The sequence below is a fragment of the Pseudomonas sp. NFX224 genome, assembly GCF_048565165.1.
GTDB lineage: Bacteria > Pseudomonadota > Gammaproteobacteria > Pseudomonadales > Pseudomonadaceae > Aquipseudomonas.
Genome location: NZ_CP183416.1, coordinates 2,810,844 through 2,834,180, shown reverse-complemented (window position 1 = coordinate 2,834,180; position 23,337 = coordinate 2,810,844). Strand labels below are relative to the sequence as shown.

General features: G+C 59.9%; 23 protein-coding genes. 13 read left to right on the top strand and 10 right to left on the bottom strand.

The features are described from left to right. Nucleotides 1-53: 53 nt before the first annotated feature. Nucleotides 54-1,640: an ABC transporter substrate-binding protein gene (locus ACNYC6_RS12710; protein WP_419712575.1), complete on the bottom strand. Its 1,587-nt coding sequence runs from the start codon at nt 1,638-1,640 to the stop codon at nt 54-56. Between the two features lie 445 nt (nt 1,641-2,085). Between ACNYC6_RS12710 and rpmB the strand changes: the two genes are divergently transcribed. Both rpmB and rpmG read left to right on the top strand, forming a co-directional pair. Continuing rightward, nucleotides 2,086-2,319, top strand: a complete 234-nt coding sequence (gene rpmB / locus ACNYC6_RS12705) for a 50S ribosomal protein L28 (RefSeq protein ID WP_034147715.1) — start codon at nt 2,086-2,088, stop codon at nt 2,317-2,319. A gap of 11 nt (nt 2,320-2,330) precedes the next feature. Beyond that, the gene (gene rpmG / locus ACNYC6_RS12700) at nt 2,331-2,486 is read left to right on the top strand and encodes a 50S ribosomal protein L33 (protein WP_007894709.1); all 156 of its coding nucleotides are present in this window, start codon (nt 2,331-2,333) and stop codon (nt 2,484-2,486) included. 84 nt (nt 2,487-2,570) lie between these two features. Here the strand turns inward: rpmG and ACNYC6_RS12695 are convergent, their stop codons facing one another. The 3 genes from ACNYC6_RS12695 to ACNYC6_RS12685 all read right to left on the bottom strand — a co-directional run bounded on the left by ACNYC6_RS12695 (nt 2,571) and on the right by ACNYC6_RS12685 (nt 3,640). Beyond that, a complete protein-coding gene (locus ACNYC6_RS12695) occupies nt 2,571-2,792 on the bottom strand; it encodes a hypothetical protein (RefSeq protein ID WP_419712574.1) in 222 nt (73 codons plus the stop codon). A gap of 97 nt (nt 2,793-2,889) precedes the next feature. Further along, entirely contained in the window at nt 2,890-3,108 is a 219-nt protein-coding gene (locus ACNYC6_RS12690) for a peptidase inhibitor (RefSeq protein ID WP_419712573.1), read from the bottom strand. Nucleotides 3,109-3,277: 169 nt separating this feature from the next. Continuing rightward, a complete protein-coding gene (locus tag ACNYC6_RS12685) occupies nt 3,278-3,640 on the bottom strand; it encodes a cupin domain-containing protein (RefSeq protein ID WP_419712572.1) in 363 nt (120 codons plus the stop codon). Between the two features lie 234 nt (nt 3,641-3,874). On the opposite strand from ACNYC6_RS12685, the gene ACNYC6_RS12680 reads away from it, so the two are divergent. Together ACNYC6_RS12680 and ACNYC6_RS12675 are read left to right on the top strand one after the other, a co-directional pair. Continuing rightward, nucleotides 3,875-5,368 carry an aldehyde dehydrogenase gene (locus tag ACNYC6_RS12680; protein ID WP_419712571.1) on the top strand — a complete coding sequence of 498 codons (1,494 nt, stop codon included), beginning with the start codon at nt 3,875-3,877 and terminating at the stop codon, nt 5,366-5,368. A 183-nt stretch (nt 5,369-5,551) separates the two neighbouring features. Beyond that, nucleotides 5,552-6,697 carry an MFS transporter gene (locus ACNYC6_RS12675; RefSeq protein WP_419712570.1) on the top strand — a complete coding sequence of 382 codons (1,146 nt, stop codon included), beginning with the start codon at nt 5,552-5,554 and terminating at the stop codon, nt 6,695-6,697. On the opposite strand, the gene ACNYC6_RS12670 is transcribed toward ACNYC6_RS12675, so the two are convergent. Both ACNYC6_RS12670 and ACNYC6_RS12665 read right to left on the bottom strand, forming a co-directional pair. Further along, the gene (locus ACNYC6_RS12670) at nt 6,694-8,262 is read right to left on the bottom strand and encodes a phospholipase D family protein (protein WP_419712569.1); all 1,569 of its coding nucleotides are present in this window, start codon (nt 8,260-8,262) and stop codon (nt 6,694-6,696) included. The genes ACNYC6_RS12675 and ACNYC6_RS12670 overlap by 4 nt on opposite strands. A gap of 60 nt (nt 8,263-8,322) precedes the next feature. Continuing rightward, nucleotides 8,323-9,756 (bottom strand): PLP-dependent aminotransferase family protein, encoded by a 1,434-nt coding sequence (locus tag ACNYC6_RS12665; protein ID WP_419712568.1) that lies wholly within the window; start codon nt 9,754-9,756, stop codon nt 8,323-8,325. 179 nt (nt 9,757-9,935) lie between these two features. Between ACNYC6_RS12665 and ACNYC6_RS12660 the strand changes: the two genes are divergently transcribed. Beyond that, complete coding sequence (locus ACNYC6_RS12660) at nt 9,936-10,181, top strand: DUF1127 domain-containing protein (RefSeq protein WP_419712567.1); 246 nt, start codon at nt 9,936-9,938, stop codon at nt 10,179-10,181. Between the two features lie 125 nt (nt 10,182-10,306). Here ACNYC6_RS12660 and ACNYC6_RS12655 read toward each other — a convergent pair whose 3' ends face one another. Then, nucleotides 10,307-11,599, bottom strand: coding sequence for an NAD(P)/FAD-dependent oxidoreductase (locus ACNYC6_RS12655; RefSeq protein WP_419712566.1), 1,293 nt, complete (start codon nt 11,597-11,599; stop codon nt 10,307-10,309). A gap of 147 nt (nt 11,600-11,746) precedes the next feature. On the opposite strand from ACNYC6_RS12655, the gene ACNYC6_RS12650 reads away from it, so the two are divergent. Continuing rightward, a complete protein-coding gene (locus ACNYC6_RS12650) occupies nt 11,747-12,100 on the top strand; it encodes a YkgJ family cysteine cluster protein (RefSeq protein ID WP_419712565.1) in 354 nt (117 codons plus the stop codon). A 127-nt stretch (nt 12,101-12,227) separates the two neighbouring features. On the opposite strand, the gene ACNYC6_RS12645 is transcribed toward ACNYC6_RS12650, so the two are convergent. Next, the gene (locus tag ACNYC6_RS12645) at nt 12,228-12,716 is read right to left on the bottom strand and encodes an Lrp/AsnC ligand binding domain-containing protein (RefSeq protein ID WP_095194410.1); all 489 of its coding nucleotides are present in this window, start codon (nt 12,714-12,716) and stop codon (nt 12,228-12,230) included. A gap of 157 nt (nt 12,717-12,873) precedes the next feature. Between ACNYC6_RS12645 and dadA the strand changes: the two genes are divergently transcribed. The 7 genes from dadA to ACNYC6_RS12610 all read left to right on the top strand — a co-directional run bounded on the left by dadA (nt 12,874) and on the right by ACNYC6_RS12610 (nt 20,604). Beyond that, entirely contained in the window at nt 12,874-14,178 is a 1,305-nt protein-coding gene (gene dadA, locus ACNYC6_RS12640) for a D-amino acid dehydrogenase (RefSeq protein ID WP_419712564.1), read from the top strand. Further along, nucleotides 14,150-14,503, top strand: coding sequence for a RidA family protein (locus ACNYC6_RS12635; RefSeq protein ID WP_419712563.1), 354 nt, complete (start codon nt 14,150-14,152; stop codon nt 14,501-14,503). The genes dadA and ACNYC6_RS12635 overlap by 29 nt, the downstream gene beginning before the upstream one ends. Nucleotides 14,504-14,600: 97 nt before the next feature. Continuing rightward, nucleotides 14,601-15,674: an alanine racemase gene (gene alr / locus ACNYC6_RS12630; RefSeq protein WP_419712562.1), complete on the top strand. Its 1,074-nt coding sequence runs from the start codon at nt 14,601-14,603 to the stop codon at nt 15,672-15,674. A 128-nt stretch (nt 15,675-15,802) separates the two neighbouring features. Then, nucleotides 15,803-16,351 carry a cupin domain-containing protein gene (locus tag ACNYC6_RS12625; RefSeq protein ID WP_007947433.1) on the top strand — a complete coding sequence of 183 codons (549 nt, stop codon included), beginning with the start codon at nt 15,803-15,805 and terminating at the stop codon, nt 16,349-16,351. Nucleotides 16,352-16,533: 182 nt separating this feature from the next. Then, nucleotides 16,534-16,947 carry a c-type cytochrome gene (locus ACNYC6_RS12620; protein WP_416129588.1) on the top strand — a complete coding sequence of 138 codons (414 nt, stop codon included), beginning with the start codon at nt 16,534-16,536 and terminating at the stop codon, nt 16,945-16,947. Nucleotides 16,948-17,060: 113 nt separating this feature from the next. Then, on the top strand, nt 17,061-18,479 hold the full coding sequence (locus ACNYC6_RS12615; protein ID WP_419708291.1) for an IS1182 family transposase: 1,419 nt from the start codon (nt 17,061-17,063) through the stop codon (nt 18,477-18,479). Nucleotides 18,480-18,684: 205 nt separating this feature from the next. Then, the gene (locus tag ACNYC6_RS12610; protein WP_419712561.1) at nt 18,685-20,604 is read left to right on the top strand and encodes an acetyl-CoA hydrolase/transferase C-terminal domain-containing protein; all 1,920 of its coding nucleotides are present in this window, start codon (nt 18,685-18,687) and stop codon (nt 20,602-20,604) included. Between the two features lie 65 nt (nt 20,605-20,669). Here the strand turns inward: ACNYC6_RS12610 and ACNYC6_RS12605 are convergent, their stop codons facing one another. Both ACNYC6_RS12605 and rep read right to left on the bottom strand, forming a co-directional pair. Beyond that, entirely contained in the window at nt 20,670-21,242 is a 573-nt protein-coding gene (locus ACNYC6_RS12605; protein ID WP_077044775.1) for a xanthine phosphoribosyltransferase, read from the bottom strand. Nucleotides 21,243-21,299: 57 nt separating this feature from the next. Next, nucleotides 21,300-23,309, bottom strand: coding sequence for a DNA helicase Rep (gene rep / locus ACNYC6_RS12600; protein WP_419712560.1), 2,010 nt, complete (start codon nt 23,307-23,309; stop codon nt 21,300-21,302). Between the last annotated feature and the right edge of the window lie 28 nt (nt 23,310-23,337).

Sequence of the window (23,337 nt, the reverse complement as noted above, 5' to 3'; positions counted from 1 at the left end):
CCAGCGGGAGCAAGCTCCCTCGCCACAGGAAAGCACTCCACAGCGCTCGTGAGTTATTTGATGTTGACCTTGGAGTAGTCCTGTCGGCCGAACGGGCTTACCGAATACCCCTCGACATCCTTGCGTGTCAGGGCGAAAGCCGTTGGATGCGCCAGCGGCAACCACAGCGCCTGCTGCTGGATCTGCGCCTGTGCCTGTTCGTAGAGCTTGGTGCGCACACCTTGCTCGCCGGTGGTCTTGCCGGCGCTGATCAGCTTGTCCAGGTCCTGGTTGCAGTAGCGGGCGAAATTGGTGCCGGATTTGACCGCGGCGCAGGAAAACTGCGGCGTGAGGAAGTTGTCCGGGTCACCGTTGTCGCCGGCCCAACCCATGAACAGGATGTCGTGCTCACCCGCCTTGGCGCGGCGGATCAGCTCGCCCCATTCGATGACCCGAATTTCGGCCTGGATGCCGATCTCGGCGAGATCGGCCTGAAGCAGTTGGGCGCCGAGGCTTGGGTTGGGGTTCAGCAAGCTGCCCGACGGGCGGGTCCAGAGGGTGGTCTGGAAACCGTCCTTGAGTCCGGCCTTGGCCATCAACGCCTTGGCTTTCTCAACGTCATGGGGATAGCCCGGCAAGCCTTTGGCGTAGCTCCAGGTGTTGGGCGGGTACGGGCCGCTGGCGGGTTCGGCGGTGTCTTCGAACACGGCTTTGACGTAATTGGCCTTGTCGAAGGCGAGGTTGATCGCCTGGCGCACTTCTGGCTTGTCCAGCGGTGGGTGCTGACTATTGAGGGCGACGAACGCGGTCATGAAGGCGTCAGTCTTTTCGACTTTCAAGGTCGGTTCTTTCAGCGCAGCCTGTACGTCTAGCGGCTTGGGCGACAGGGCGATCTGGCACTCATTGCGGCGCAATTTCTGCAAGCGAACATTGGCATCCGGAGTGATGGCGAAGATCAGCGGATCGACCCCGGGCTTGCCTCGGAAGTAGTCCGGATTGGCCTTGTAGCGGATCGAAGCGTCTTTCTGGAATCGGGTGAAGACGAACGGACCGGTGCCGATTGGCTGGTTGTTGAGTTTTTCCGGCGTGCCGGCCTTGAGCAGCTTGTCGGCATATTCGGCCGAATAGATCGAGGCGAAGCCCATGCTCAGGGTTGGCAGGAACGTCGAATCCGGGTGGTCAAGGGTGAAGCGCACCGTCAGCGGGTCGAGGGCGTCGATCTTCTTTATCAGGGCGGGCAGTTGCATCGACTGCGCATGCGGGAAGCCACTTTGCGCGACTTTGTGCCACGGGTTGGCCGGGTCGAGCATTCGGTCGAAGCTGAATTTCACGTCTTCGGCGGTCAGTTCGCGGGTCGGATTGAAATACTCGGTGCGGTGAAACTTCACCTGCGGGTGCAATTTGAAGAGGTAGACCAGGCCATCGGGGCTGACTTCCCAGCTGTCGGCGAGGCTGGCGACGACTTTGCCGCTGGCGGTGTCGAAGTCCACTAGGCGGTTCATCAGCACGTCTGCCGAGGCGTTGGTGGTGGTCAGCGAGTTGTATTGCACCACATCGAACCCTTCGGGGCTGGCCTCGGTGCAGACGCTCAGGGCGGCGGCCTGGGCCAGTGGGCTCAGCAACAGAGGGGCAAGCAACAGCGGTAGGGCAGCGAGGCGCATGGTCGGATTCCTTTACAGATCGAAGGCCCATCTGCAAGTGCAGTCTGGAAAAGGCTTACCCTAGTGGGCTCCTTTGCAAATGACTATCCCCTTTTTCTATTTGAGGGGACTATAGGCGACTGATTTGAGTGTGCCTCGATTGGAAAACCCTTGGATTGGCGTGTCGAGCGTTTCTCTGCGACGAGCGGTCGGAATCGATGACAGCCTTTATCCAAAGCGCCTGACGCGCGAAAAGTGGGGTTTTTATCCATTCAAGGCGCAGCGAATGTTGTTGCTCTTCAGTCTTTCTGGTATAAAGCAGCGCTCTTTTCTAGGGGCCCGGTTCCTTCACTGTAGGTGTAGCCGGTAAGACCTCTAAAGAAACGCGGCGCCTGGCGCCAAATGACTGAGAGATTAAGCGGCCAACCCATGCCGGGTTGGGCATGTGGTTTTAGAGGGCTGAGGCATGTCTAGAGTATGTCAAGTTACCGGTAAGGGTCCGGTAACCGGGAATAACATTTCCCACGCAAACAACAAAACCCGTCGTCGTTTCCTGCCGAACCTGCAGCATCACCGCTTCTGGGTTGAAGAAGAGAAACGTTTCGTGCGTCTGCGCGTATCTGCCAAAGGCATGCGTATCATCGACAAGCGTGGCATCACTGCCGTGCTGGCCGAAATCCGCAAAGCTGGCAAGATCTAAGGGAGCTAATCATGCGTGAATTGATTCGTTTGATTTCGAGCGCCGGTACTGGTCACTTCTACACTACCGACAAGAACAAGCGCACTACTCCGGACAAAATCGAGATCAAGAAATTTGATCCGGTTGTTCGCAAGCACGTGATCTACAAAGAAGGCAAAATCAAGTAATTGATTTTTCCCTCTTACGAAAAAGGCCCGTATCGCGAGATACGGGCCTTTTTTGTTTTTGCGCCTCAGGTCAAGGCGAAAGGATCAGCCGAAGTAAATGGAAATGATGATGTCCTTTTCATTGACGTTCAGGTTGACGCGTTCTGCGCGGGAGTCGTAGGTCGCCACATAGTTGCCCCAAGGGCGAGTAGGGCGGCCAGTCGTGTCTTCGACTTGTTGACGCAGTTCTTCAGAGTAGGGCAAGCCGACAATGGCGCCGATCAGGTCAAGTACCTGCTCGTCGGTGTAGGTGGTGGCGTTAGGCATGATGCTTCCTTGCGGTGGGTGATCTATCGGGGGCGCTTCGTCCTTCGAAGCGCCAGAAAATTTTCGTTCAGTCCGACCAGAGAGTGGTCGATTCTTGTCAGCCGCAGTGGATGCTGACAATGATCCGATCGGCATTGGTTAGCAGGTTGATGCGATTTGGGCGCAGGTCCCAGCTCGAAGGGTACGTCGGGCCGGTGGCGCGCACAGGAGCCCCATTGGCCAGGGCACGTACTTCTTCAAGCAGCTGTGGCGTACATTTCTGGCCGAGGGTGTATTGGGCGATGGCGAGATCGCATTGATCGGGTAAGACGGGCATGTTTGCCTCCTTGCAAATTTATAGGGTCAGGTCGCTCACCTCGCCTGATGGCTGCACGTCCTGTGCAAACCATCCTGGCAATGAACTGCGTAGCGCCTGTAAGTAGTCTTATCCGGTGCCGCTTGAATTGGCCAGCGGCAGAATATGAGCGCCTGTTTCGATGGGCGGCTTATGCCTTTTGCTCAAACGCCACATAGATCTTGCGGCACGGTTCCAGCACTTCCCAGGTGCCTTTGAAGCCGGCCGGGATCACGAAGCGATCGCCCGCGCGCAGGGTCTTGCTGTTGCCATCGCTGTCACGCAGCACGGAAACGCCCTGCACGATCTCGCAATATTCATGCTCGGTGAAATTCACCGTCCACTGGCCGACGGCGCCTTCCCACACACCTGCGTTCAACTGGCCGCACGGGCTGTTGTAGTGGTTGTAGACAGCTTGCTCCGGGTCGCCCTTGAGCACTTTGGCCGGGTCCGGGCGGTAGCGCTCGGCGGTGGTGGTGGCCTGGCTGAAGTCGACGACGTTCTGGATGCTCATTGTTTTTATCTCCCGTATTGACGGCGCGAGTGGTTGGTCAGCCCAAAGTCTATGTTTATTAAATTGAACATCGCAAGGCCGTTTGCCGGCGATATGTCAAATATATTGAAACTTCACCTGCCGCTGGTTTAGGGTGACGGTTGCCTTGGGCCGAAAGCAGGCTGGCTGGGCAGAATTCCTGACAGCGCCCGCGAAGATCGCGGGTGTCGTATTCAATAAGAGGAGGACACTCGCATGACCACCCTGACTCGTGCCGACTGGGAGCAACGTGCTCGCGATCTGAAGATCGAAGGCCGCGCCTACATCAACGGCGAATACACCGACGCTGTCTCCGCCGAGACCTTCGAGTGCATCAGCCCGGTCGATGGCCGTCTGCTGGGCAAGATTGCCAGCTGTGACGCCGCCGATGCCCAGCGCGCTGTGGAAAACGCTCGCGCCACCTTCAATTCCGGCGTCTGGTCGCGCCTGGCGCCGACCAAACGCAAATCCACCATGATCCGTTTCGCCGGCCTGCTCAAGCAGCACGCCGAAGAGCTGGCCCTGCTTGAAACCCTGGACATGGGCAAGCCGATCAGCGATTCCCTGTACATCGACGTTCCCGGCGCGGCGCAAGCCCTAAGCTGGAGCGGCGAAGCCATCGACAAGATCTACGACGAAGTCGCCGCCACTCCGCACGATCAGCTGGGTCTGGTGACCCGCGAACCGGTCGGCGTGGTGGGCGCCATCGTGCCGTGGAACTTCCCGCTGATGATGGCGTGCTGGAAACTCGGCCCGGCGCTGTCCACCGGTAACTCGGTGATCCTCAAGCCGTCGGAGAAATCTCCGCTGACCGCCATCCGCATCGCGGCGCTGGCCGTTGAAGCCGGTATTCCGAAAGGTGTACTGAACGTGCTGCCAGGTTACGGCCACACCGTCGGCAAGGCCCTGGCCCTGCATAACGACGTCGACACCCTGGTGTTCACCGGTTCGACCAAGATCGCCAAGCAATTGTTGATCTACTCCGGCGAGTCGAACATGAAGCGTGTCTGGCTCGAAGCCGGCGGCAAGAGCCCGAACATCGTGTTCGCCGATGCGCCGAACCTGCAAGAGGCTGCCGAAGCGGCTGCCGGCGCGATCGCGTTCAACCAGGGCGAAGTCTGCACCGCCGGTTCGCGCCTGTTGGTGGAGCGTTCGATCAAGGACAAATTCCTGCCGCTGGTGATCGAGGCGCTGAAAACCTGGAAGCCGGGCAACCCGCTGGACCCGGCGACCAACGTCGGTGCGCTGGTGGACACTCAGCAGATGAACACCGTGCTGTCTTACATCGAGTCGGGCCACACCGACGGCGCCAAACTGGTGGCCGGTGGCAAGCGCATTCTGCAGGAAACGGGCGGCACCTATGTTGAGCCGACGATTTTCGACGGTGTGAGCAACGCGATGAAAATCGCCCAGGAAGAAATCTTCGGGCCAGTGTTGTCGGTCATCACCTTCGATAGCGCTGAAGAAGCTGTCGCGATCGCCAACGACACGCCTTACGGCCTGGCCGCTGCAGTCTGGACTGCCGACATCTCCAAGGCCCACCTCACTGCCCGCGCATTGCGTGCCGGTAGCGTATGGGTCAACCAGTACGATGGCGGCGACATGACGGCACCGTTCGGTGGCTTCAAGCAGTCCGGCAACGGTCGCGACAAGTCGCTGCACGCGTTCGACAAGTACACCGAGCTGAAGGCGACCTGGATCAAGTTGTAAGTCGGTGAGGGAGCCTGTCAAATCAGGCTCCCAAACGACGCTGATCCCCTGTGGGAGCGAGCCTGCTCGCGATAGCGGTGTAACAGTCGACTTCAATGTTGAATGTGAAACCGCTATCGCGAGCAGGCTCGCTCCCACAGTGTTTTGTGCAGTCTGAAAAATATATCCACAGGAGCGTGGAACATGCGTTGGGCGACGTATTTCGCCGTGTTGGCGTCTGTCTTGAGTGTTGGCCTGGCCCTGGGGGTCAGCATGCCGCTGGTGTCGTTTCGTCTGGAAGGTTGGGGCTATGGCTCGTTTGCCATCGGCGTCATGGCGGCGATGCCGGCCATTGGCGTGTTGCTGGGCGCAAAGATTTCCAGCCATCTGGCGGCGCGCCTGGGCACGGCCAATTTGATGCGTCTGTGCCTGTGGGCCGGTGCCGTGTCTATCGGTTTGCTGGCGCTGTTGCCGAGCTATCCGATCTGGCTGGTGCTGCGCTTGATGATCGGTGTGATCCTGACCCTGGTTTTCATCCTCGGCGAAAGCTGGATCAACCAACTGGTTGTTGAAGAGTGGCGCGGTCGGTTGGTGGCGCTGTACGGCAGCAGTTATGCGTTGAGTCAGTTGGCCGGGCCGATCCTGTTGGGTGTTCTGGGCACCGATCACGATTACGGATTCTGGGTCGGAGTCGGTTTGCTGGTGGCGGCACCATTTCTGTTGCTGGGGCGCAGCGGTGCGCCCAGCAGTGAGGCCTGCAGTGTGACCTTCGGCGATCTGTTGACCTTCTGCCGTGGCCTGCCGGCGATCGCCTGGGCGGTATCGTTGTTTGCGGCGTTCGAGGCGATGATCCTGACGCTGTTGCCGGTGTATTGCCTGCGTCAGGGCTTCACCACGGAAATCGCCTTGGCGATGGTCAGCACGGTGGTGGTCGGCGATGCCTTGCTGCAATTGCCGATTGGCGCGCTGGCGGATCGCGTGTCGCGGCGTTCTTTGTTCACTGGCTGCGCGGTGATCCTGCTGGTGTCGAGCCTGGCGATTCCGATGCTGATCGACACGCTGCTGATCTGGCCGTTGTGGGTGTTGTTCGGCGCCAGTGCCGGTGGTTTGTTTACCTTGTCATTGATCCTGATTGGCGAGCGTTATCGCGACGATGCGCTGGTTCGTGCCAACGCGCACATCGCGCAGTTGTGGGGCGTCGGCTGTCTGCTCGGGCCGTTGATCGCCGGTGCCGGCAGCCAATGGATCAGCGGGCATGCGTTGCCGTTGTTGATGGCGGCGGGGGCGTTTGGCCTGGTGATTCTGGTATCGCGGCAGGGGGCGTTCGGTGCGGTGGCCGAACCGGCCTAGAGCATCCGCTCCAGGCCAACCGTATTGCTCAGCCAGGCGTTAAAGCGTCGCCACCAACTGCCCGGCTCTTGGGTCAGTGTGTGCATTTTGCCGTCGTCTTCGGTCACCCATACCACTTGGTCATTCTCCAGTTTCGCCTGATAACTGAGGGTCGGCGCCATGCCCTGCAACGCCAGTTCGCGCACGCGAGCCGCGAGCTCAGGGCTGTCCACCAGCACCCCGACTTCGGTGTTCCATAGCACCGAGCGCGGGTCGAAGTTGAATGAACCGATGAAGGATTTCTGCTGGTCGAAGATGATCGCCTTACTGTGCAGGCTGGAATCGGAGTCGCCATAGGACTTGGTGGAAAACAGCCGAGGGCCGCTACCACTTTTATCGCCAGGCTGGCGGCGCAACTCGAAGAGCTGCACGCCGTGCGCCAGCAACGCCTTGCGATACGGCGCGTAGCCGCCATGCACTGCCGGTACGTCAGTGGCCTCCAGTGAGTTGGTCAACAGCCGTACCGACACCCCGGCATCGGCGCGCCCCGTCAGGTACACCAGCCCCGGCTGGCCGGGCACGAAGTAGGCGGAGATCATCACCAGTTCTTTGCTGACACCCTCAAGCTCCGGCGCCAATTGGGTGGTCAGCAACAGCTGCGGATTGGGTTCGCCCTTGGCCAGCACTTTGCTCGGCGCGTCCCACAATGCCTGGTTCCAGGCCCAGATCAGCTCTTTGCGCCAGATATCCAGACGCGGCTCGGTTTTGAACGCCATCAGTTGCTGATAGAGCGCGTGATTCTGTTTGCGCGATTCCTCCAGGGATTCTTCCAGTCGGGTTCGGGTGTTTTGCAGGTCCTGGGCAGTCGGTTTGCTGGATACAAACGTATCGATCGGTTTGCTCAGAGCGCTATTCCAGTACTGGTCGAAACTGTGTCCCAGCTGCTCGGCGACCGGGCCGACACCGAGCATGTCGATGTCGGTGAAGTTCATGTTGGCCTCGGCATCGAAGTACTCATCCCCCAGATTGCGCCCGCCAACGATGGCCATGCTGTTGTCCGCCAGCCACAACTTGTTGTGCATGCGCCGGTGTTGCTGCGACAGGTTGAACAAGCGGCCCATGGTCCGCGTGACGCCGGTGCTGCGGCCCAGGTTCAGAGGGTTGAACACGCGAATCTGAATCTGTGGATGCGCCGCGAGGGTGGCGATGGTGCGGTCCAGGCCGTCGCTGGTGGTGTCGTCGAGCAGAATGCGTACGCGCACGCCACGGTCGGCGGCCTTGAGGATTTCTTCCACGAGCATTCGCGTGCTGATGCCTTCGTGCACGATGTAGTACTGCAAGTCGAGGCTGGCCTGGGCGTTGCGAATCAGCTCGGCGCGGGCGGTGAAGGCCTCGGTGCTGTCGGACAACAGGCGGAAACCCGATTTGCCTTCATAAGGCGCGGCCTGTGCCTGGACCGAACGACCGAATGCCGAGGCGCTCGCCGGTAACGCCTGGCTGGGTTCGCGTTGCACATCGAGGCTGGCGCAGCCGCCGAGGAACGAAGCAAGTAACACAAGAGCAAGCAGCGGCTGTCTGACTCTCACGTGGGATCGTTCCGTTTGGCGGCGATTGTTGGCATATGGACGTTGGTATCCGCAGAAAAGTCAGTCGGTCAGCCCGTCGGTTTCCGCCAGCAGTTTGATGGCGGAGGCGCCGACCTTGCGCACGGCTTCTTCAATTTGTGCCGTCGGTTTGGCAGCGTAGTTCATGCGCAGGCAGTTGCGGTACTTGCCCGAGGCGGAAAAGATGCTGCCGACGGCAATCTGTACGCCCTGATCGTGCAAGGCACGATTCAGTTTCAGGGTGTCGAAGCCTTCTGGCAGTTCGACCCACAGCATGAAGCTGCCTTGCGGACGGCTGGCGCGGGTGCCGGCGGGGAAATAGCGGGTGACCCAATCGATCATCGCATCGCGATTACGCTGGTATTGCGTGCGCATCCGCCGCAAATGCGGTTCGAAGTGACCGCCCTTGAGGAATTCGGCGATGGCGATCTGCGGTTGCGGTGCGGTGGAACCGGTGCTGATGTATTTCATGTGCAGCACCCGTTCCAGATATCGCCCCGGCGCGACCCAGCCGATGCGCAGGCCTGGCGCCAGCGTCTTGGAAAACGAACTGCACAGCAGGACGCGACCGTCCTCGTCGAAGGACTTGATCGTGCGCGGGCGCGGATAGGTGTAGGCCAGTTCGCCATACACATCGTCCTCGATGATCGCCACGTCGAAACGCTGTGCGAGCGTCAACAACGAGCGTTTGCGTGACTCCGGCATGATGTAGCCCAGCGGATTGTTGCAATTGGGCGTCAACTGTATGGCCCTGATCGGCCATTGTTCCAGAGCCAACTCCAGTGCTTCGAGACTGATTCCGGTGAGCGGGTCGGTGGGGATTTCCAGCGCCTTCATGCCCAGCCCCTTGAGGGTCTGCATGGCGCCGTGAAAGCTTGGCGAATCCACGGCCACGATGTCGCCCGGCTCGCAGATGGCGCGGATGCTGGTGGACAGCGCTTCGTGACACCCGGTGGTCACCACCAGATCGCCGGGGCCCAACTGACAGCCGGAATCGAGCATCAGGCGGGCGATTTGCTCGCGCAGTTCGAGGTTGCCGTGGATGTTGTCGTAATACAGGCCGGGCATGTCTTGCCGACGGCTGATCCGGGCAAGGTCGCGCAGCAGTGGTTTCATGGTCGGGCTGGTGATGTCGGGCATGCCGCGACCCAGTTGCACCACATCCTTGCGTGGCACGGCGCGAATCAACTCCAGCACCTGATCCCATTGTGAGATATCCACAGGCCGTTGCGCCGGGCGGCCAACCGCCGGCAGCTCCGGCAGTTCGCGACTGACTGGAACGAAGTACCCGGACTTGGGCCTTGGCATGGCCAGCCCGCTGTCTTCCAGCACCCGATAGGCCTGCTGCACCGTGCTCAGGCTGACCCCATGCTCGACGCTCAGCGCCCGCACCGACGGCAGCCGGTCACCGGGGCGATAGAAGCCCTGTTCGATACGCGTGCCGAGCAATTCGGCGAGGTTGACGTAAAGGGTCATGGCGCAGTCTCGTATGGAGTGATTCGGTTAACCAGTACAGATCAGGCAAAAATTCACGATTCAGAGCTAAAAACGGCAAATCTGTATGGAAATAATACAGGTTCTTTGAATCTGTAATGCTTTTCTTTGTTTGCGCATCATGGAATCTCTGGCTACCCAAGTAAACAGGAGCATTCAAAATGAACGGTTTGAGCGATGTGCGGCTGACGTTACACAGTCAGGAACTGGAGGCAGGGCAAAAGGACAATGCACGCCATGCGCTCATGCGCAACGCGCCGTCCCGCCTGAGTCGCTGGGATCTGTTCTGGCAACGCCTGCACACGCGCAAGGCGTTGCTGGCCCTGACACCTGACCAGCTCAAGGATATCGGGCTGACGCGGGAGCAGGCGCGGGAGGAGGGGCTCAAGCCTTTCTGGCGGATCTGAGTCTTTCGGTGCTCTGTATGAACTCAATCGCGAGCAGGCTCGCACCACCTTGGATTTGTGATCGACGCAAATTCCCTGTGTGCGAGCCTGCTCGCGATGACGGCATAACAGGCGCAGGTAATCCCTCAGACCAACTCTTTAAACCGATGCCAAAGCATCCCCAACGCCAACAACGGCGAACGCAGATGCTTTCCGCCCGGGAAAGTAATGTGCGGCACCTTGGCAAACAAATCGAAACCACCGCTGTGCTGACCGCTGATGGCCTCGGCCAGCAACTTGCCCGCCAGGTGTGTGGCATTCACCCCGTGCCCGGAGTAGGCCTGGGCGTAATACACGTTCGGCTGATCCTTGAGCCGACCGATCTGCGGCAGGCGGTTGGCGCCAATGCCGATCATGCCGCCCCATTGATAGTCGATCCTCACGTCGCCCAGTTGTGGAAAGACCTCCAGCATCTTCGGGCGCATGTAGGCCGCGATGTCTTTCGGGTCGCGTCCGGAGTAATGGCAGGCACCACCAAACAGCAAGCGACGGTCAGCCGAGAGTCGGTAGTAATCCAGCGCCACCCGTTGGTCGCACACCGCCATGTTTTGCGGCAGAAGAGAGTGCGCCAATTCTTCACTTAAAGGTTCGGTGGCGATGATGTAGCTGCCGGCGGGCAGCACTTTGCCGCTCAGCTCGGGATTGAGGTGGTTGAGGTAGGCATTGCAGCCCAGTACCAGCGTCTTCGCACGGACCGAGCCTTGGGCCGTATGCACCTTCACTTCGGGGCCGTAATCGATGCGCGTGACGGCGGACTGTTCGAACAGTTTCACGCCCAATTGTTGCGCGGCAGCCGCTTCGCCCAGTGCCAGGTTCAGCGGATGCAGGTGCCCGGAGCCCATGTCGATCAAACCGCCGACGTAGCGCTTGGAACCGACGACGGTGTGCATCTCATCGGCTTGCAGCAGTCGGGTTTCATAGCGATAACCGAGGCCGCGCAGTTCTTCGGCATCTTCGGCAAAACCTTCAAGGTCTCGGGGCTTGTTGGCCAGGTCGCAGTAGCCCCAGGTCAGGTCGCAGGGAATCTGAAAACGCTCGACCCGCTGGCGGACGATTTCCACCGCTTCAAGGCCCATGAGTTTCATTTGGTGCACGCCGTCCGCGCCGACCACGTTGGCGAACTGATCGAGGCCGTGGCCAACGCCGCGAATCAACTGCCCGCCGTTGCGTCCGCTGGCGCCCCAACCTATCTTGTGGGCTTCGAGCAGCACCACGCTGAGGCCGCGCTCGGCGAGTTCAAGCGCCGTGCTCAACCCCGAGAAACCGCCACCGACCACGCACACATCGGCCACCAACTCCCCTGTGAGCACCGGATAATCCGGCTGCGGCAGGCTGCTGTCAGCGTAATAGGAGGCAGTGTGCTGGGCACGGGCGTTCATGCGCGTCATCCTGATTCTTGTGTTTAGAAAATTTGACGGAGCATAAGCCGGACCTTCGCGCACGGGCAACATTGGTCGGTTGCCGCTGTCTGGATCGCGGCTTTTGCCTCACAATTACGCTCTATTCCGCTTTCGGTCTCCGCTTCGATGAGCTGCAACAGTCAGAAAATCCGCACGCTGCGCCAGCAGATTCCCTCGTTCGAGTGCGTGCCCGGCTGCCATGACTGCTGCGGTCCGGTGACCACCTCGCCGCAAGAGATGTCGCGCCTGCCGCGCAAGACGCGGGCCGAGCAAGAGGCGGCCATGGACGAACTCAACTGTGTGCATCTCGGCCCGAACGGCTGCACCGTGTATGACGAGCGACCGCTGATTTGCCGGTTGTTCGGCACCACCAAGACTCTGCCATGCCCGAATGGGCGCGGGCCGGTGGAGTTGATTCATCCAAGAGTCGAGAAGCAGATTTTTGAATACATGGCTTCCAACCGGCAGGTGCTGGTTTAGATCCTCGAACCGAGTTTTCCGCATCGCTAGCAGCTAGCTCCCACAGGGAATGCAGGTGAACCACAGATTTGTGTTCACCACCGAACCTGTGGGAGCCAGCCTGCTGGCGATAGCAGCACCACAAATGTCAGTCCGGAATCGGCAGGCTCAAGCTCTCTTTCACCTCTTCCATCACGATATAGCTCTTGGATTCGCGCACATGCGGCAGCTTGAGCAGGATGTCACCCAGCAACTTGCGGTACGAGGCCATCTCGGAAATCCGCGCCTTCACGAGATAGTCGAAATCCCCTGACACCAGGTGGCACTCCAGCACATGGGGCAGTTTCAGCACTGCACGGCGGAACTCTTCGAAGGTATCGCCGGATTTGTAGTCGAGGCTGATCTCGACGAACACCAGCAGACTACCCTTGAGGTGCTGCGGGTTGAGCCGCGCGTTGTAGCCCATGATGATCCCTTCGCGCTCCAGACGCCGGACCCGCTCGGTGCAAGGCGTGGTCGAGAGCCCGACTTTTTCCCCAAGCTCGGTGAAAGAGATGCGCCCGTCCGCTTGCAGGATCCGCAGGATGCTGCGGTCGATCTTGTCCAGCTCACGTTTGGTTTGAGTGTTGGTACGCATAGGGGATGCGCCTCCGTGAAAAGGGTTTTTGCCGAGAATTGTCGCCAAATATAGGCGCTTATATAGTGAAAATCACTGGTCATTCTTTTTTAAACTGCGCACATCTGAAGCTCTGAACAACAAACGTCAGCGGTTCGCCGCGATGAGGGATATGAAAATGCGCGTTATGGTCTTGGGTAGCGGCGTCATCGGTACCACCAGTGCTTACTATCTGGCGCGTGCCGGGTTTGAAGTGGTGGTGGTCGACCGGCAGCCAGCTGCTGCCATGGAGACCAGTTTCGCCAACGCCGGCCAGGTGTCGCCGGGTTATGCCTCGCCGTGGGCCGCGCCGGGCGTGCCGCTCAAAGCCATCAAGTGGCTGCTGCAGCGCCACGCGCCGCTGGCGATCAAGGCCACCGCCGACATCGATCAATACCTGTGGATGGCGCAGATGCTGCGCAACTGCACCGCCAGCCGTTACGCGGTGAACAAGGAGCGCATGGTCCGTCTGTCCGAGTACAGCCGTGACTGCCTCGACGAGCTGCGTGCCGAAACCGGCATTGCCTACGAAGGCCGCAGCCTCGGTACGACCCAACTGTTCCGCACCCAGGCTCAGCTGGATGGCGCCGCGAAAGACATCGCCGTGCTGAAAGAGTCCGGCGTGCCGTTCGAACTGCTCGACCGCGAAGGCATTGCCCGCGTCGAGCCGGCCCTGGCCAGCGTCACCGACATTCTTGCCGGTGCCCTGCGCCTGCCGAACGACCAGACTGGCGACTGCCAGATGTTCACCACCAAGCTCGCAGAAATGTGTACGAATCTCGGTGTGGAGTTCCGTTTCGGCCAGGACATTCAGCGCCTCGACTTCGCCGGTGATCGCATCAACGGCGTGTGGATCGACGGCAAGCTGGAAACCGCCGACCGCTACGTATTGGCACTCGGCAGCTACTCGCCGCAATTGCTCAAGCCGCTGGGGATCAAGGCGCCGGTGTACCCGCTCAAGGGTTACTCGCTGACCGTGCCGATCACCAACCCGGCGATGGCCCCGACGTCGACCATTCTCGACGAGACTTACAAGGTTGCGATCACCCGTTTCGACAACCGCATCCGCGTCGGCGGCATGGCGGAGATCGCCGGTTTTGACCTGTCGCTCAACCCGCGTCGGCGCGAAACCCTGGAGATGATCGTCAACGACCTTTATCCTCAGGGCGGCAATCTTGCCCAGGCCGATTTCTGGACCGGCCTGCGTCCGACCACCCCGGACGGTACGCCGATCGTTGGCGCCACTCCGTTCAAGAATCTGTTCCTGAACACCGGTCACGGCACGCTCGGCTGGACCATGGCCTGTGGCTCCGGTCGCTTGCTGGCTGACCTGATGGCGAAGAGAAAACCGCAGATCAGCGCCGAAGGCCTCGATATTTCCCGCTATGGCAACAAACGACAGGAGTCCGCAAAACATGTCAGTCCAGCGCCAGCTCACCAATGAGCGCATGAGTCAGATCGTCACCCACAACGGCACGGTGTATCTGGCCGGACAGGTCGGTGACGACTTTAACGCCGGGGTCGAACAACAGACCCGCGATGTACTGGCCAATATCGAGCGTTTGCTCGATCTGGCCGGGACTGACAAGCAGCATCTGCTGTCGGCAACGATTTACCTGAACGACATCGAAGCGCACTTCGCCGGGATGAACTCGGTTTGGGACCAGTGGCTGCCAAAGGGCGCTGCCCCGGCCCGCGCCACCGTCGAAGCGAAGATGGCCAAGCCGAGCATCCTGGTCGAGATTTCCATCGTCGCCGCGCTGCCGTAAACCGTAGTAAAGATCCCTCTTCCGGCGCTGTTGGCGGTTCCACGCCGTCAGCCAGCGCCGGTTTTTCTCCTCAACGACCGACCAGAAGTCTGCCGCCATGCGTCCTGCCCGTGCCCTGATCGACCTTCAAGCCCTGCGTCACAACTACCAAGTCGCCCGTGAAGTCACGGGGGCCAAAGCCCTTGCGGTCATCAAGGCCGATGCCTACGGCCATGGCGCGGTGCGTTGCGCCCAAGCGCTGGAAGCTGAAGCGGACGGCTTTGCCGTGGCCTGTATCGAAGAGGCTTTGGAGCTGCGCGCCGCCGGTATTCGTGCGCCGGTGTTGTTGCTGGAAGGGTTTTTCGAAGCCGACGAGCTGTCGCTGATCGTCGAGCATGATTTCTGGTGCGTGGTGCATTCGCTGTGGCAACTCGAAGTGATCGAGAAAGCAGCGCTGAGAAAACCGATCACGGTCTGGCTCAAGCTTGATTCGGGCATGCACCGCGTGGGGCTGCATCCGAAGGATTATCAGACCGCTTATCAACGGCTGCTGGCCAGCGGCAAAGTGGCGAAGATCGTGCTGATGAGCCACTTCGCCCGGGCCGATGAATTGAACAGCCAGGCCAGCGCCGAGCAGGTCGCGGTGTTCGAGGCGGCGCGGCAGGGTTTGTCCGCCGAAGTCAGCCTGCGCAATTCCCCGGCAGTGCTGGGTTGGCCGCAGATCCCGAGTGACTGGGTGCGTCCGGGCATCATGCTCTACGGCGCCACGCCGTTTGAAGAAGCCAACGCCGTGGCCGCGCGCCTGCAACCGGTGATGACCCTCGAATCGAAAGTGATCAGCGTACGTGAATTGCCGGCCGGCGAGCCGATCGGCTACGGCGCGAAATTCATCACCGCCAAACCGATGCGCGTGGGCGTGGTGGCCATGGGGTACGCCGATGGCTATCCGCGTCTGGCGCCGACCGGCACGCCGGTGCTGGTGGCCGGACAACGCAGCCAATTGATCGGCCGGGTGTCGATGGACATGCTTTGCGTCGATCTGACTGACATTCCGCAGGCCGGCCTGGGCTCGGCCGTCGAGTTGTGGGGCAAAAACATCCTGGCCAGCGACGTGGCCATTGCGGCGGGTACGATTCCTTACCAGATTTTCTGCAACCTGCGCCGGGTGCCAGTGCTCTATTCCGGGAGCTGACACTCGACGGTGCGAACCGGAAGTCGCTTCACCGAACGGGATTCAGGTCAAAGTGTTGTAAATACTGAACGCTGTCGCCATGATAACGCTCAATATTCCAACAAACCTGAACCCTGGAGGCGCAAGCATTGGACGTCGGTGAACGACTGCAATCGATCCGCAAGCTCAAAGGCCTTTCCCAGCGTGAACTCGCCAAACGCGCGGGCGTCACCAACAGCACCATTTCGATGATCGAGAAGAACAGCGTCAGCCCCTCGATCAGTTCGCTGAGGAAAGTGTTGGGCGGGATTCCCATGTCCATGGTCGAGTTCTTTTCCGAAGAGATCCTGCAGGAAAAACCGACTCAGATCGTCTACAAGGCCAACGAGCTGATCGATATTTCCGATGGTGCAGTGACCATGAAACTGGTCGGCCGGGCGCACCCGAGCCGGGCTATCGCGTTCCTCAATGAAATCTACCCGCCAGGCGCCGATACCGGTGACGAGATGCTCACCCATGAGGGCGAGGAAACCGGAATTCTGGTGGAAGGTCGACTTGAACTGGTGGTCGGGCTGGAAACTTTTGTGCTCGAAGCTGGCGATAGCTACTACTTTGAAAGTACCAAGCCGCATCGTTTCCGTAATCCGTTCGATGCGCCGGCGCGACTAATCAGCGCAGCGACACCTGCTAATTTCTAAGAAAAGAGGCGCCCTGCCAGCATGGCCGAGGTACCCGAGCCGTTTGACCGTTGCGCAACAAGACCCCTTCGACTTTGGGGTTGTTTCAGTGTCGCGGGCTTACCGCTATACTTGCGCCCGCCTGCGAACCGTGGCCGCAGGCGTGACTAGCCACCATTGAGGGTGAACGCGTGAACCTAATTATGAAAATGCTGGCCGTACCAGCAACCGTATTGGCCCTTTGGGCTGTCAGCGCTCAAGCTGCGACGAACGACGAAATTGCCAAACGCCTTGAGCCAGTCGGCCAGGTTTGTGTAACGGGTCAAGAATGCAAGGGCATGGAAGTTGCCGCAGCTTCCGGCGGCGGTGGCGGGGCCAAGGCGCCTAAAGATGTTATTGCCAAACATTGCAACGCTTGCCACGGCACCGGCCTGTTGGGCGCGCCGAAAATCGGCGACAAGGCAGCCTGGAAAGAACGCGCCGACCACCAGGGCGGCCTCGACGGCATTCTGGCCAAAGCCATTACCGGTATCAATTCGATGCCACCAAAAGGCACCTGTGCCGACTGCTCCGACGACGAGCTGAAGGGCGCCATCAAAGAGATGTCCGGCCTGTAACCCGCCGCCTTCTTCGCGAAAAAGCCGCTTTCGCAGACTGTGTGAAAACCTAGCAATCTGCGCAGCGCTCAAAGAAAATGCTCCGTATCGAAAGATACGGAGCATTTTTCGTTATGGCCTACATCCAAGGCGAATCCCGCAGCCAGACCAGCCTGTTCCCGGTTTCGCTGGAAGAACTGATCCCCGAGGATCACCTCGTTCGAGTCATCGACCTCTACGTCGCCAAGCTGGATCTGTTGCAGTTGGGCTTCGATAAGGCGCTGCCCAAAGGCACCGGCCGCCCCTCTTATGACCCTGCCGATCAGCTAAAACTCTATCTCTACGGCTATTTTCAGCGGATTCGCTCATCGCGGCGTCTCGAAGCCGAGTGCCAGCGCAACATCGAAGTGATGTGGCTGATCAACCGGCTAAAACCCGACTTCAAGACCATCGCCGACTTTCGTAAAAACAACAAACTCGCTTTTGTGGCGACGTGCCGTGCCTTCGTCCGGTTTTGCCGCACTGCCGGCCTGATCGCCGGTGAATTGGTGGCCATCGATGGCAGCAAATTTCAGGCAGTGGCGTCCTCGCGGCGTCATATGAATTTGAAACAGCTCAAACGTCAGGAAGAGAAGCTGGATAAGCGCATTGCTCAGTATCTGGCCGAGCTGGATGAAGCCGACCAGGCCGAAACCACAGAGACGATTGATCGCAGCGCAATCAAAACAGCCCTGGCGCAGCTTGAAGTTCGCCAGCAGAACAATCAGAGCTGCCAGGCGCTGATGAGCTCGATGGGACTTGAGCAGTTCAACACCCACGAAAGTGATGCCCGCATGATGCGCACCGCCAAGGGCCCGCGGGTGGCCTACAACGTACAAACCGCCGTGGACGCCGCACATTGCCTGATTCTGCATCACGAAGTGACCCAGGACGGCGACGACCGAAAACAGCTTGAGCCAATGGCCAAGGCCGCCAAAGAACACCTGGAACAAGAGGCCCTCAGCGTGACGGCCGATGCCGGCTATTCAAACGGCCAGCAGTTTCAGGCCTGCGAGGAGGCTGCCATTACGGTCTATGTACCACCCAATCGTTCGGTCAATCCTGGCGGCGAGGCGCTCTTTGAGCGCAAAGATTTTACCTATGAAGACGAACACGACCGTTATCAGTGCCCGGCGGGCAACTGGCTGACGCTCAAGCAGCGCAACAAGGGGGATCGGATCTATCAGGCCGATGTCAGCGACTGCGCTGCCTGCCCGCTCAAATCCCAATGCACTGGCGCCCAACGCCGCTATGTCTCACGCCATGCCCACGAGGAAGCTTTTGAGCGAATGGAGCAGCGAATTCTGGCCCATCCGCAGATGATGGCCAGCCGAAGATCCATCGTCGAGCATCCTTTCGGCAACCTCAAGCAATGGCTGTTTGGGAATGGTCGGTTCCTGCTGCGCCAGTTGGAGGGAGCAAAAGCAGAAATGGCCTTGGCGGTGAACGCTTATAACCTCAAGCGAGCGATTAGCGTGCTCGGAGCCCGCCAGTTAATCGCGCTAATGGGCTGAAAGGCCTTTTTTCGTCTGTTGCTCACACAAAAACAAACGCCCCGAACAAGTCGGGGCGTTTGTTGGGCTGGCCTTCAGTGCGTTTTCACACAGTCTGTTCAAGCGGCTTTTTTGTGCCTGCGTTTTTTGCCCGGGTCTGTTCATTGCAGCAAAGACCCGGCAAGCTCGGTCCAACCCCAAACCATGGAATGCAAGGGAGGATCGGATGGTTCAGCTGTGTTCTATCGAACAGGCGGTCGATGATGTATTGGCGCGGTTGCCGACGCATATTCATATGGGGCTGCCTCTGGGCCTGGGCAAACCCAACCATTTCGTCAACGCGCTGTATCAGCGCATCGCGCAGTTGCCCGAGCGGCGGCTGACGATCTATACCGCGTTGTGCCTCGGTCGCCCTCCATTGGGCTACGGCTTGCAGAAACGCTTCCTTGAGCCCTTCATTGAGCGGGTCTTCGGCGATTATCCGGAGCTTGATTTCCTGGCCGACCTTCGCCGCGACAACCTGCCGGGCAACATCCACATCCAGCAGTTCTTCATGCAGCCCGGCAGCCTGCTCAACAGTGCGTCGGCCCAGCAGGATTACGTCAGCAGCAACTACAGCCACGCGGCCCGGGACATCAACGCCGCCGGCTTGAACCTGGTGGCGCAACTTGTGGCCAGCCACGCCGATCATCCCGATCGCTTGAGCCTCAGCTGCAACCCGGACATCACCCTCGACCTGTTGCCGATGATTGCCAGGCGCCGGTCGGCCGGGGAGACGATCCTGATGGTCGGCCAGGCGCACGACGATTTGCCCTACATGCCCGGTGATGCGGAAGTCGGCATCGATACGTTTGACCTGCTGATCGACAAAAAGGACCGCACCACGTTGTTCTCCACGCCGAACATGCCGGTGGGTTTCCAGGACCATTTCATTGGTCTGCACGCCAGTACGCTGGTGCGCGATGGCGGCACCTTGCAGATCGGCATCGGTTCGATGGGCGATGCGCTGACGGCAGCGTTGCTGGCGCGCCAGGCTGACAACGACGGTTACAAGACCTTGCTGGCGGATGTGAACCTGAGCCAATGGGCGCAGCTGATCGAACGCGAAGGCGGCCTCGACCCGTTCGCCAAAGGCCTTTACGGTTGCAGCGAAATGTTCGTCAACGGCCTGCTGGTGCTGGCCGACGCAGGCATCGTGCGACGCAAGGTGTACCCGGACGTGCCGACCCAGCAGCAGGCGAATGCCGGCACCCTCGACGAAGCGGCGCAAACCGACGGCATCTCGGTGCACGGTGGTTTCTTTCTCGGGCCGCGCAGTTTCTATGAGCGCTTGCGTGAGTTGCCGCAAAACAAGCGCCTCGAATTCAACATGACGCGCATCAGCTACATCAACGAGCTGTACGGCCAGGAAGAACTCAAGCGTTTGCAGCGCCTCGATGCGCGGTTCATCAACACCGCGTTCACCGTGACCCTGATGGGCGCCGCCGTGGCGGATCAGCTGGAAGACGGTCGCGTGCTCAGCGGCGTAGGCGGGCAGTACAACTTCGTGGTTCAGGGGCATGCGCTGCAAGGTGCGCGCTCGGTGTTGCTGCTGCGCAGCTGGCGCGAGTCCGGCGGCGACGTCAGTTCGAACATCGTCTGGGAGTACGGCCACTGCACCATTCCCCGGCACCTGCGCGACATCGTGGTCACCGAATACGGGATCGCCGATCTGCGCGGCAAGACGGATGCGGCCGTGATTGAAGCGTTGCTCAATATCAGTGACTCCCGTTTTCAGCCGGGGCTGATCGAGCAGGCGCAGAAGGTTGGCAAGTTGCCGAAGGATTTCCGCCTCGATCCGCGTTTTGCCGATAACCGACCTGAGCGATTGCAGGGGATTCAGGCGCGGCATGCGCAGATGTTTGCGGAGTATCCGCTGGGCTGTGATTTCACTGAGGTGGAGCGGGAGGTGTTGCGGGCGCTGAACTGGCTCAAGAGCAAGTTCAAGCTGAGTGAAGTGCTGGAATTGGGCAAGGCTGCGCTGGATGCACCTGAGGCAGCAGCATTTGCGGAGCATCTGGAGCGCATGCAACTGAGCAACCCGCAAGGGCTGAATGAAGACCTGTATCAGCGGTTGCTGCTCACCGGCCTGAAAGCCACCGCGTAATAACGCGCATTACCCCTGTGGGAGCCAGCAGGCTGGCTCCCACAGGGGTAATGCGGTGCTGCGGGTTATTCGATGAAGGTTACAACGCCATCCTTCAGCGACTTGACGCGTGCCAGCGATTCAACGCGATAACCCTGCGCATCCAGTTCCGCACGACCGCCCTGGAACGACTTCTCGATCACGATGCCCAGACCGGCAACGGTAGCGCCAGCCTGTTTGATGATCGAAATCAGCGCCTGGGACGCCTTACCGTTGGCCAGGAAGTCATCAATGATCAACACGCGGTCGCTGCTGGTCAGGTGACGCGGGGAGATCGCCACGGTGCTTTCGGTCTGCTTGGTGAACGAGTAGACAGTCGCCGACAGCAGGTTTTCAGTCAGGGTCAGGGACTGGTGCTTGCGGGCGAAAATCACCGGCACGCCGAGGTTCAGACCGGTCATGATCGCCGGGGCGATGCCCGAAGCTTCGATGGTGACGATCTTGGTGATGCCCGAATCCTTGAACAGCGTGGCGAATTCGTCGCCGATCAGCTTCATCAGGGCCGGGTCGATCTGGTGGTTCAGGAAGGCGTCGACCTTCAGGACCTGATCGGAAAGCACGATGCCTTGTTCGCGGATTTTCTGGTGCAGGGCTTCCATGAAGCTGTCCTCTGTTGGCGCCTTGTGCGCCCTAAGGTTTTAAAAAAGTGGTCAATTCTAGCGCTTTAACATCGCGCGTATATCCGCCAATGCGTTGTTTCCGCGTACGGCTTTGACTTCAGTTGGGGTGTCGTCGTTGCCTTCCCAGGCCAGATCGTCCGGTGGCAGCTCATCGAGGAAGCGGCTCGGCGCGCAATCGATGATTTCGCCGTACTGCTTGCGCTTGGCGGCAAAGGTGAAGGCCAGGGTCTGGCGCGCGCGGGTAATGCCCACGTAGGCCAGGCGACGTTCTTCTTCGATGGTGTCGGCTTCGATGCTGGAGCGGTGCGGGAGGATTTCCTCTTCCATGCCCATGATGAACACGTAGGGAAATTCCAGGCCCTTGGAGGCGTGCAAGGTCATCATCTGCACGCCTTCGGCGCCGTCTTCCTCTTCCTGTTGACGCTCCAGCATGTCGCGCAGGACGAGTTTGCCGATGGCGTCCTCGACGGTCATCTCGCCTTCTTCGTCTTTCTCAAGGGTGTTTTTCAACGCCTCGATCAGGAACCAGACGTTACCCATGCGGTAATCGGCGGCCTTGTCGCTGGAGCTGTTGGTGCGCAGCCAGTTCTCGTAGTCGATGTCCATGACCATGCTGCGCAGCGCCGAGATCGGGTCTTCGCCGGCGCACTGCTCGCGCACCCGGTCCATGAAGCGCTTGAAGCGTGACAGGCGATCGGTGAAGCGGCTGTCGAGGTGCTCGCCGAGGCCGATTTCGTCGGTGGCGGCGTACATCGAGATCTTGCGCTCGGTCGCATAGTTGCCGAGCTTTTCCAGCGTGGTCGAACCGATTTCACGGCGCGGCACGTTGATCACCCGCAGGAAGGCGTTGTCGTCGTCCGGGTTCACGATCAGGCGGAAGTAGGCCATCAGGTCTTTCACTTCCTGACGGCCGAAGAAGCTGTTGCCGCCGGACAGGCGATACGGCACCTGGTGGTGCTGCAGTTTCAGCTCGATCAGCTTGGCCTGGTAGTTACCGCGATAGAGGATCGCGAAATCGCTGTACGGGCGGTCGGTGCGCAGGTGCAGGCTGAGGATTTCCATGGCCACGCGCTCGGCTTCGGCGTCTTCGTTGCGGCAGCGGATCACGCGGATCTCGTCGCCGTGGCCCATTTCACTCCACAGCTGCTTTTCGAATTCGTGCGGGTTGTTCGAGATCAGCACGTTGGCGCAACGCAGGATGCGGCTGGTGGAGCGGTAGTTCTGCTCCAGCATTACCACTTTCAAGGACGGGTAGTCGTCCTTGAGCAGCATCAGGTTTTCCGGCCGGGCGCCGCGCCAGGCGTAGATCGACTGGTCGTCGTCGCCCACTACGGTGAACTGGTTGCGCTTGCCGATGAGCATTTTTACCAGCAGGTATTGGCTGGCGTTGGTGTCCTGGTATTCGTCCACCAGCAGGTAGCGCACCTTGTTCTGCCACTTTTCCAGGATGTCGGCGTGTTCTTCGAACAACTTCACCGGCAGCAGAATCAGGTCGTCGAAATCCACCGCATTGAACGCCTTGAGCGTGCGCTGGTAGTGGGTGTAGACGATGGCCGCGGTCTGTTCCTTGGGGTTGCGCGCGTTTTCCAGGGCCTGGGCCGGCAGGATCAGGTCGTTTTTCCAGGCGCCGATCATGTTCTTGATCTCGTCGACGCCGTCTTCGCCCGCGTATTCCTTCTGCATGATGTCGGTCATCAGGGCCTTGACGTCGGTCTCATCAAAGATCGAGAAGCCCGGTTTGTAGCCCAGCCGCACGTGTTCCTTGCGAATGATGTTCAGACCGAGGTTGTGGAAGGTACAGACCGTCAGGCCACGACCTTCACCGGCGCGCAGCAGGGTGCCAACCCGTTCCTTCATCTCGCGCGCGGCCTTGTTGGTGAAGGTCATGGCGACGATGTACTGGGCGCGGATGCCGCAGTTCTGGATCAGGTGCGCAATCTTGCGCGTGATCACGCTGGTCTTGCCGGAGCCTGCACCGGCGAGCACCAAAAGAGGGCCGCCGACGTAGCTCACGGCTTCTTGCTGCCGGGGATTGAGTCGGGACATAGGTAAATTCAGGAGTCAGTCACGAAAT

Excerpts from the sequence above, each read along its gene's own strand:
- ACNYC6_RS12655 (WP_419712566.1), bottom strand. The coding sequence starts at position 11,599 with ATGAACGCCCGTGCCCAGCACACTGCCTCCTATTACGCTGACAGCAGC.
- dadA (WP_419712564.1), top strand. The coding sequence starts at position 12,874 with ATGCGCGTTATGGTCTTGGGTAGCGGCGTCATCGGTACCACCAGTGCT.
- ACNYC6_RS12615 (WP_419708291.1), top strand. The coding sequence starts at position 17,061 with ATGGCCTACATCCAAGGCGAATCCCGCAGCCAGACCAGCCTGTTCCCG.
- ACNYC6_RS12650 (WP_419712565.1), top strand. The coding sequence starts at position 11,747 with ATGAGCTGCAACAGTCAGAAAATCCGCACGCTGCGCCAGCAGATTCCC.
- ACNYC6_RS12710 (WP_419712575.1), bottom strand. The coding sequence starts at position 1,640 with ATGCGCCTCGCTGCCCTACCGCTGTTGCTTGCCCCTCTGTTGCTGAGC.
- ACNYC6_RS12690 (WP_419712573.1), bottom strand. The coding sequence starts at position 3,108 with ATGCCCGTCTTACCCGATCAATGCGATCTCGCCATCGCCCAATACACC.
- ACNYC6_RS12685 (WP_419712572.1), bottom strand. The coding sequence starts at position 3,640 with ATGAGCATCCAGAACGTCGTCGACTTCAGCCAGGCCACCACCACCGCC.
- ACNYC6_RS12665 (WP_419712568.1), bottom strand. The coding sequence starts at position 9,756 with ATGACCCTTTACGTCAACCTCGCCGAATTGCTCGGCACGCGTATCGAA.
- ACNYC6_RS12645 (WP_095194410.1), bottom strand. The coding sequence starts at position 12,716 with ATGCGTACCAACACTCAAACCAAACGTGAGCTGGACAAGATCGACCGC.
- ACNYC6_RS12695 (WP_419712574.1), bottom strand. The coding sequence starts at position 2,792 with ATGCCTAACGCCACCACCTACACCGACGAGCAGGTACTTGACCTGATC.
- rep (WP_419712560.1), bottom strand. The coding sequence starts at position 23,309 with ATGTCCCGACTCAATCCCCGGCAGCAAGAAGCCGTGAGCTACGTCGGC.
- ACNYC6_RS12620 (WP_416129588.1), top strand. The coding sequence starts at position 16,534 with ATGAAAATGCTGGCCGTACCAGCAACCGTATTGGCCCTTTGGGCTGTC.
- ACNYC6_RS12605 (WP_077044775.1), bottom strand. The coding sequence starts at position 21,242 with ATGGAAGCCCTGCACCAGAAAATCCGCGAACAAGGCATCGTGCTTTCC.
- alr (WP_419712562.1), top strand. The coding sequence starts at position 14,601 with ATGCGTCCTGCCCGTGCCCTGATCGACCTTCAAGCCCTGCGTCACAAC.
- ACNYC6_RS12635 (WP_419712563.1), top strand. The coding sequence starts at position 14,150 with ATGTCAGTCCAGCGCCAGCTCACCAATGAGCGCATGAGTCAGATCGTC.
- ACNYC6_RS12610 (WP_419712561.1), top strand. The coding sequence starts at position 18,685 with ATGGTTCAGCTGTGTTCTATCGAACAGGCGGTCGATGATGTATTGGCG.
- ACNYC6_RS12680 (WP_419712571.1), top strand. The coding sequence starts at position 3,875 with ATGACCACCCTGACTCGTGCCGACTGGGAGCAACGTGCTCGCGATCTG.
- ACNYC6_RS12660 (WP_419712567.1), top strand. The coding sequence starts at position 9,936 with ATGAACGGTTTGAGCGATGTGCGGCTGACGTTACACAGTCAGGAACTG.
- ACNYC6_RS12675 (WP_419712570.1), top strand. The coding sequence starts at position 5,552 with ATGCGTTGGGCGACGTATTTCGCCGTGTTGGCGTCTGTCTTGAGTGTT.
- rpmB (WP_034147715.1), top strand. The coding sequence starts at position 2,086 with ATGTCTAGAGTATGTCAAGTTACCGGTAAGGGTCCGGTAACCGGGAAT.
- rpmG (WP_007894709.1), top strand. The coding sequence starts at position 2,331 with ATGCGTGAATTGATTCGTTTGATTTCGAGCGCCGGTACTGGTCACTTC.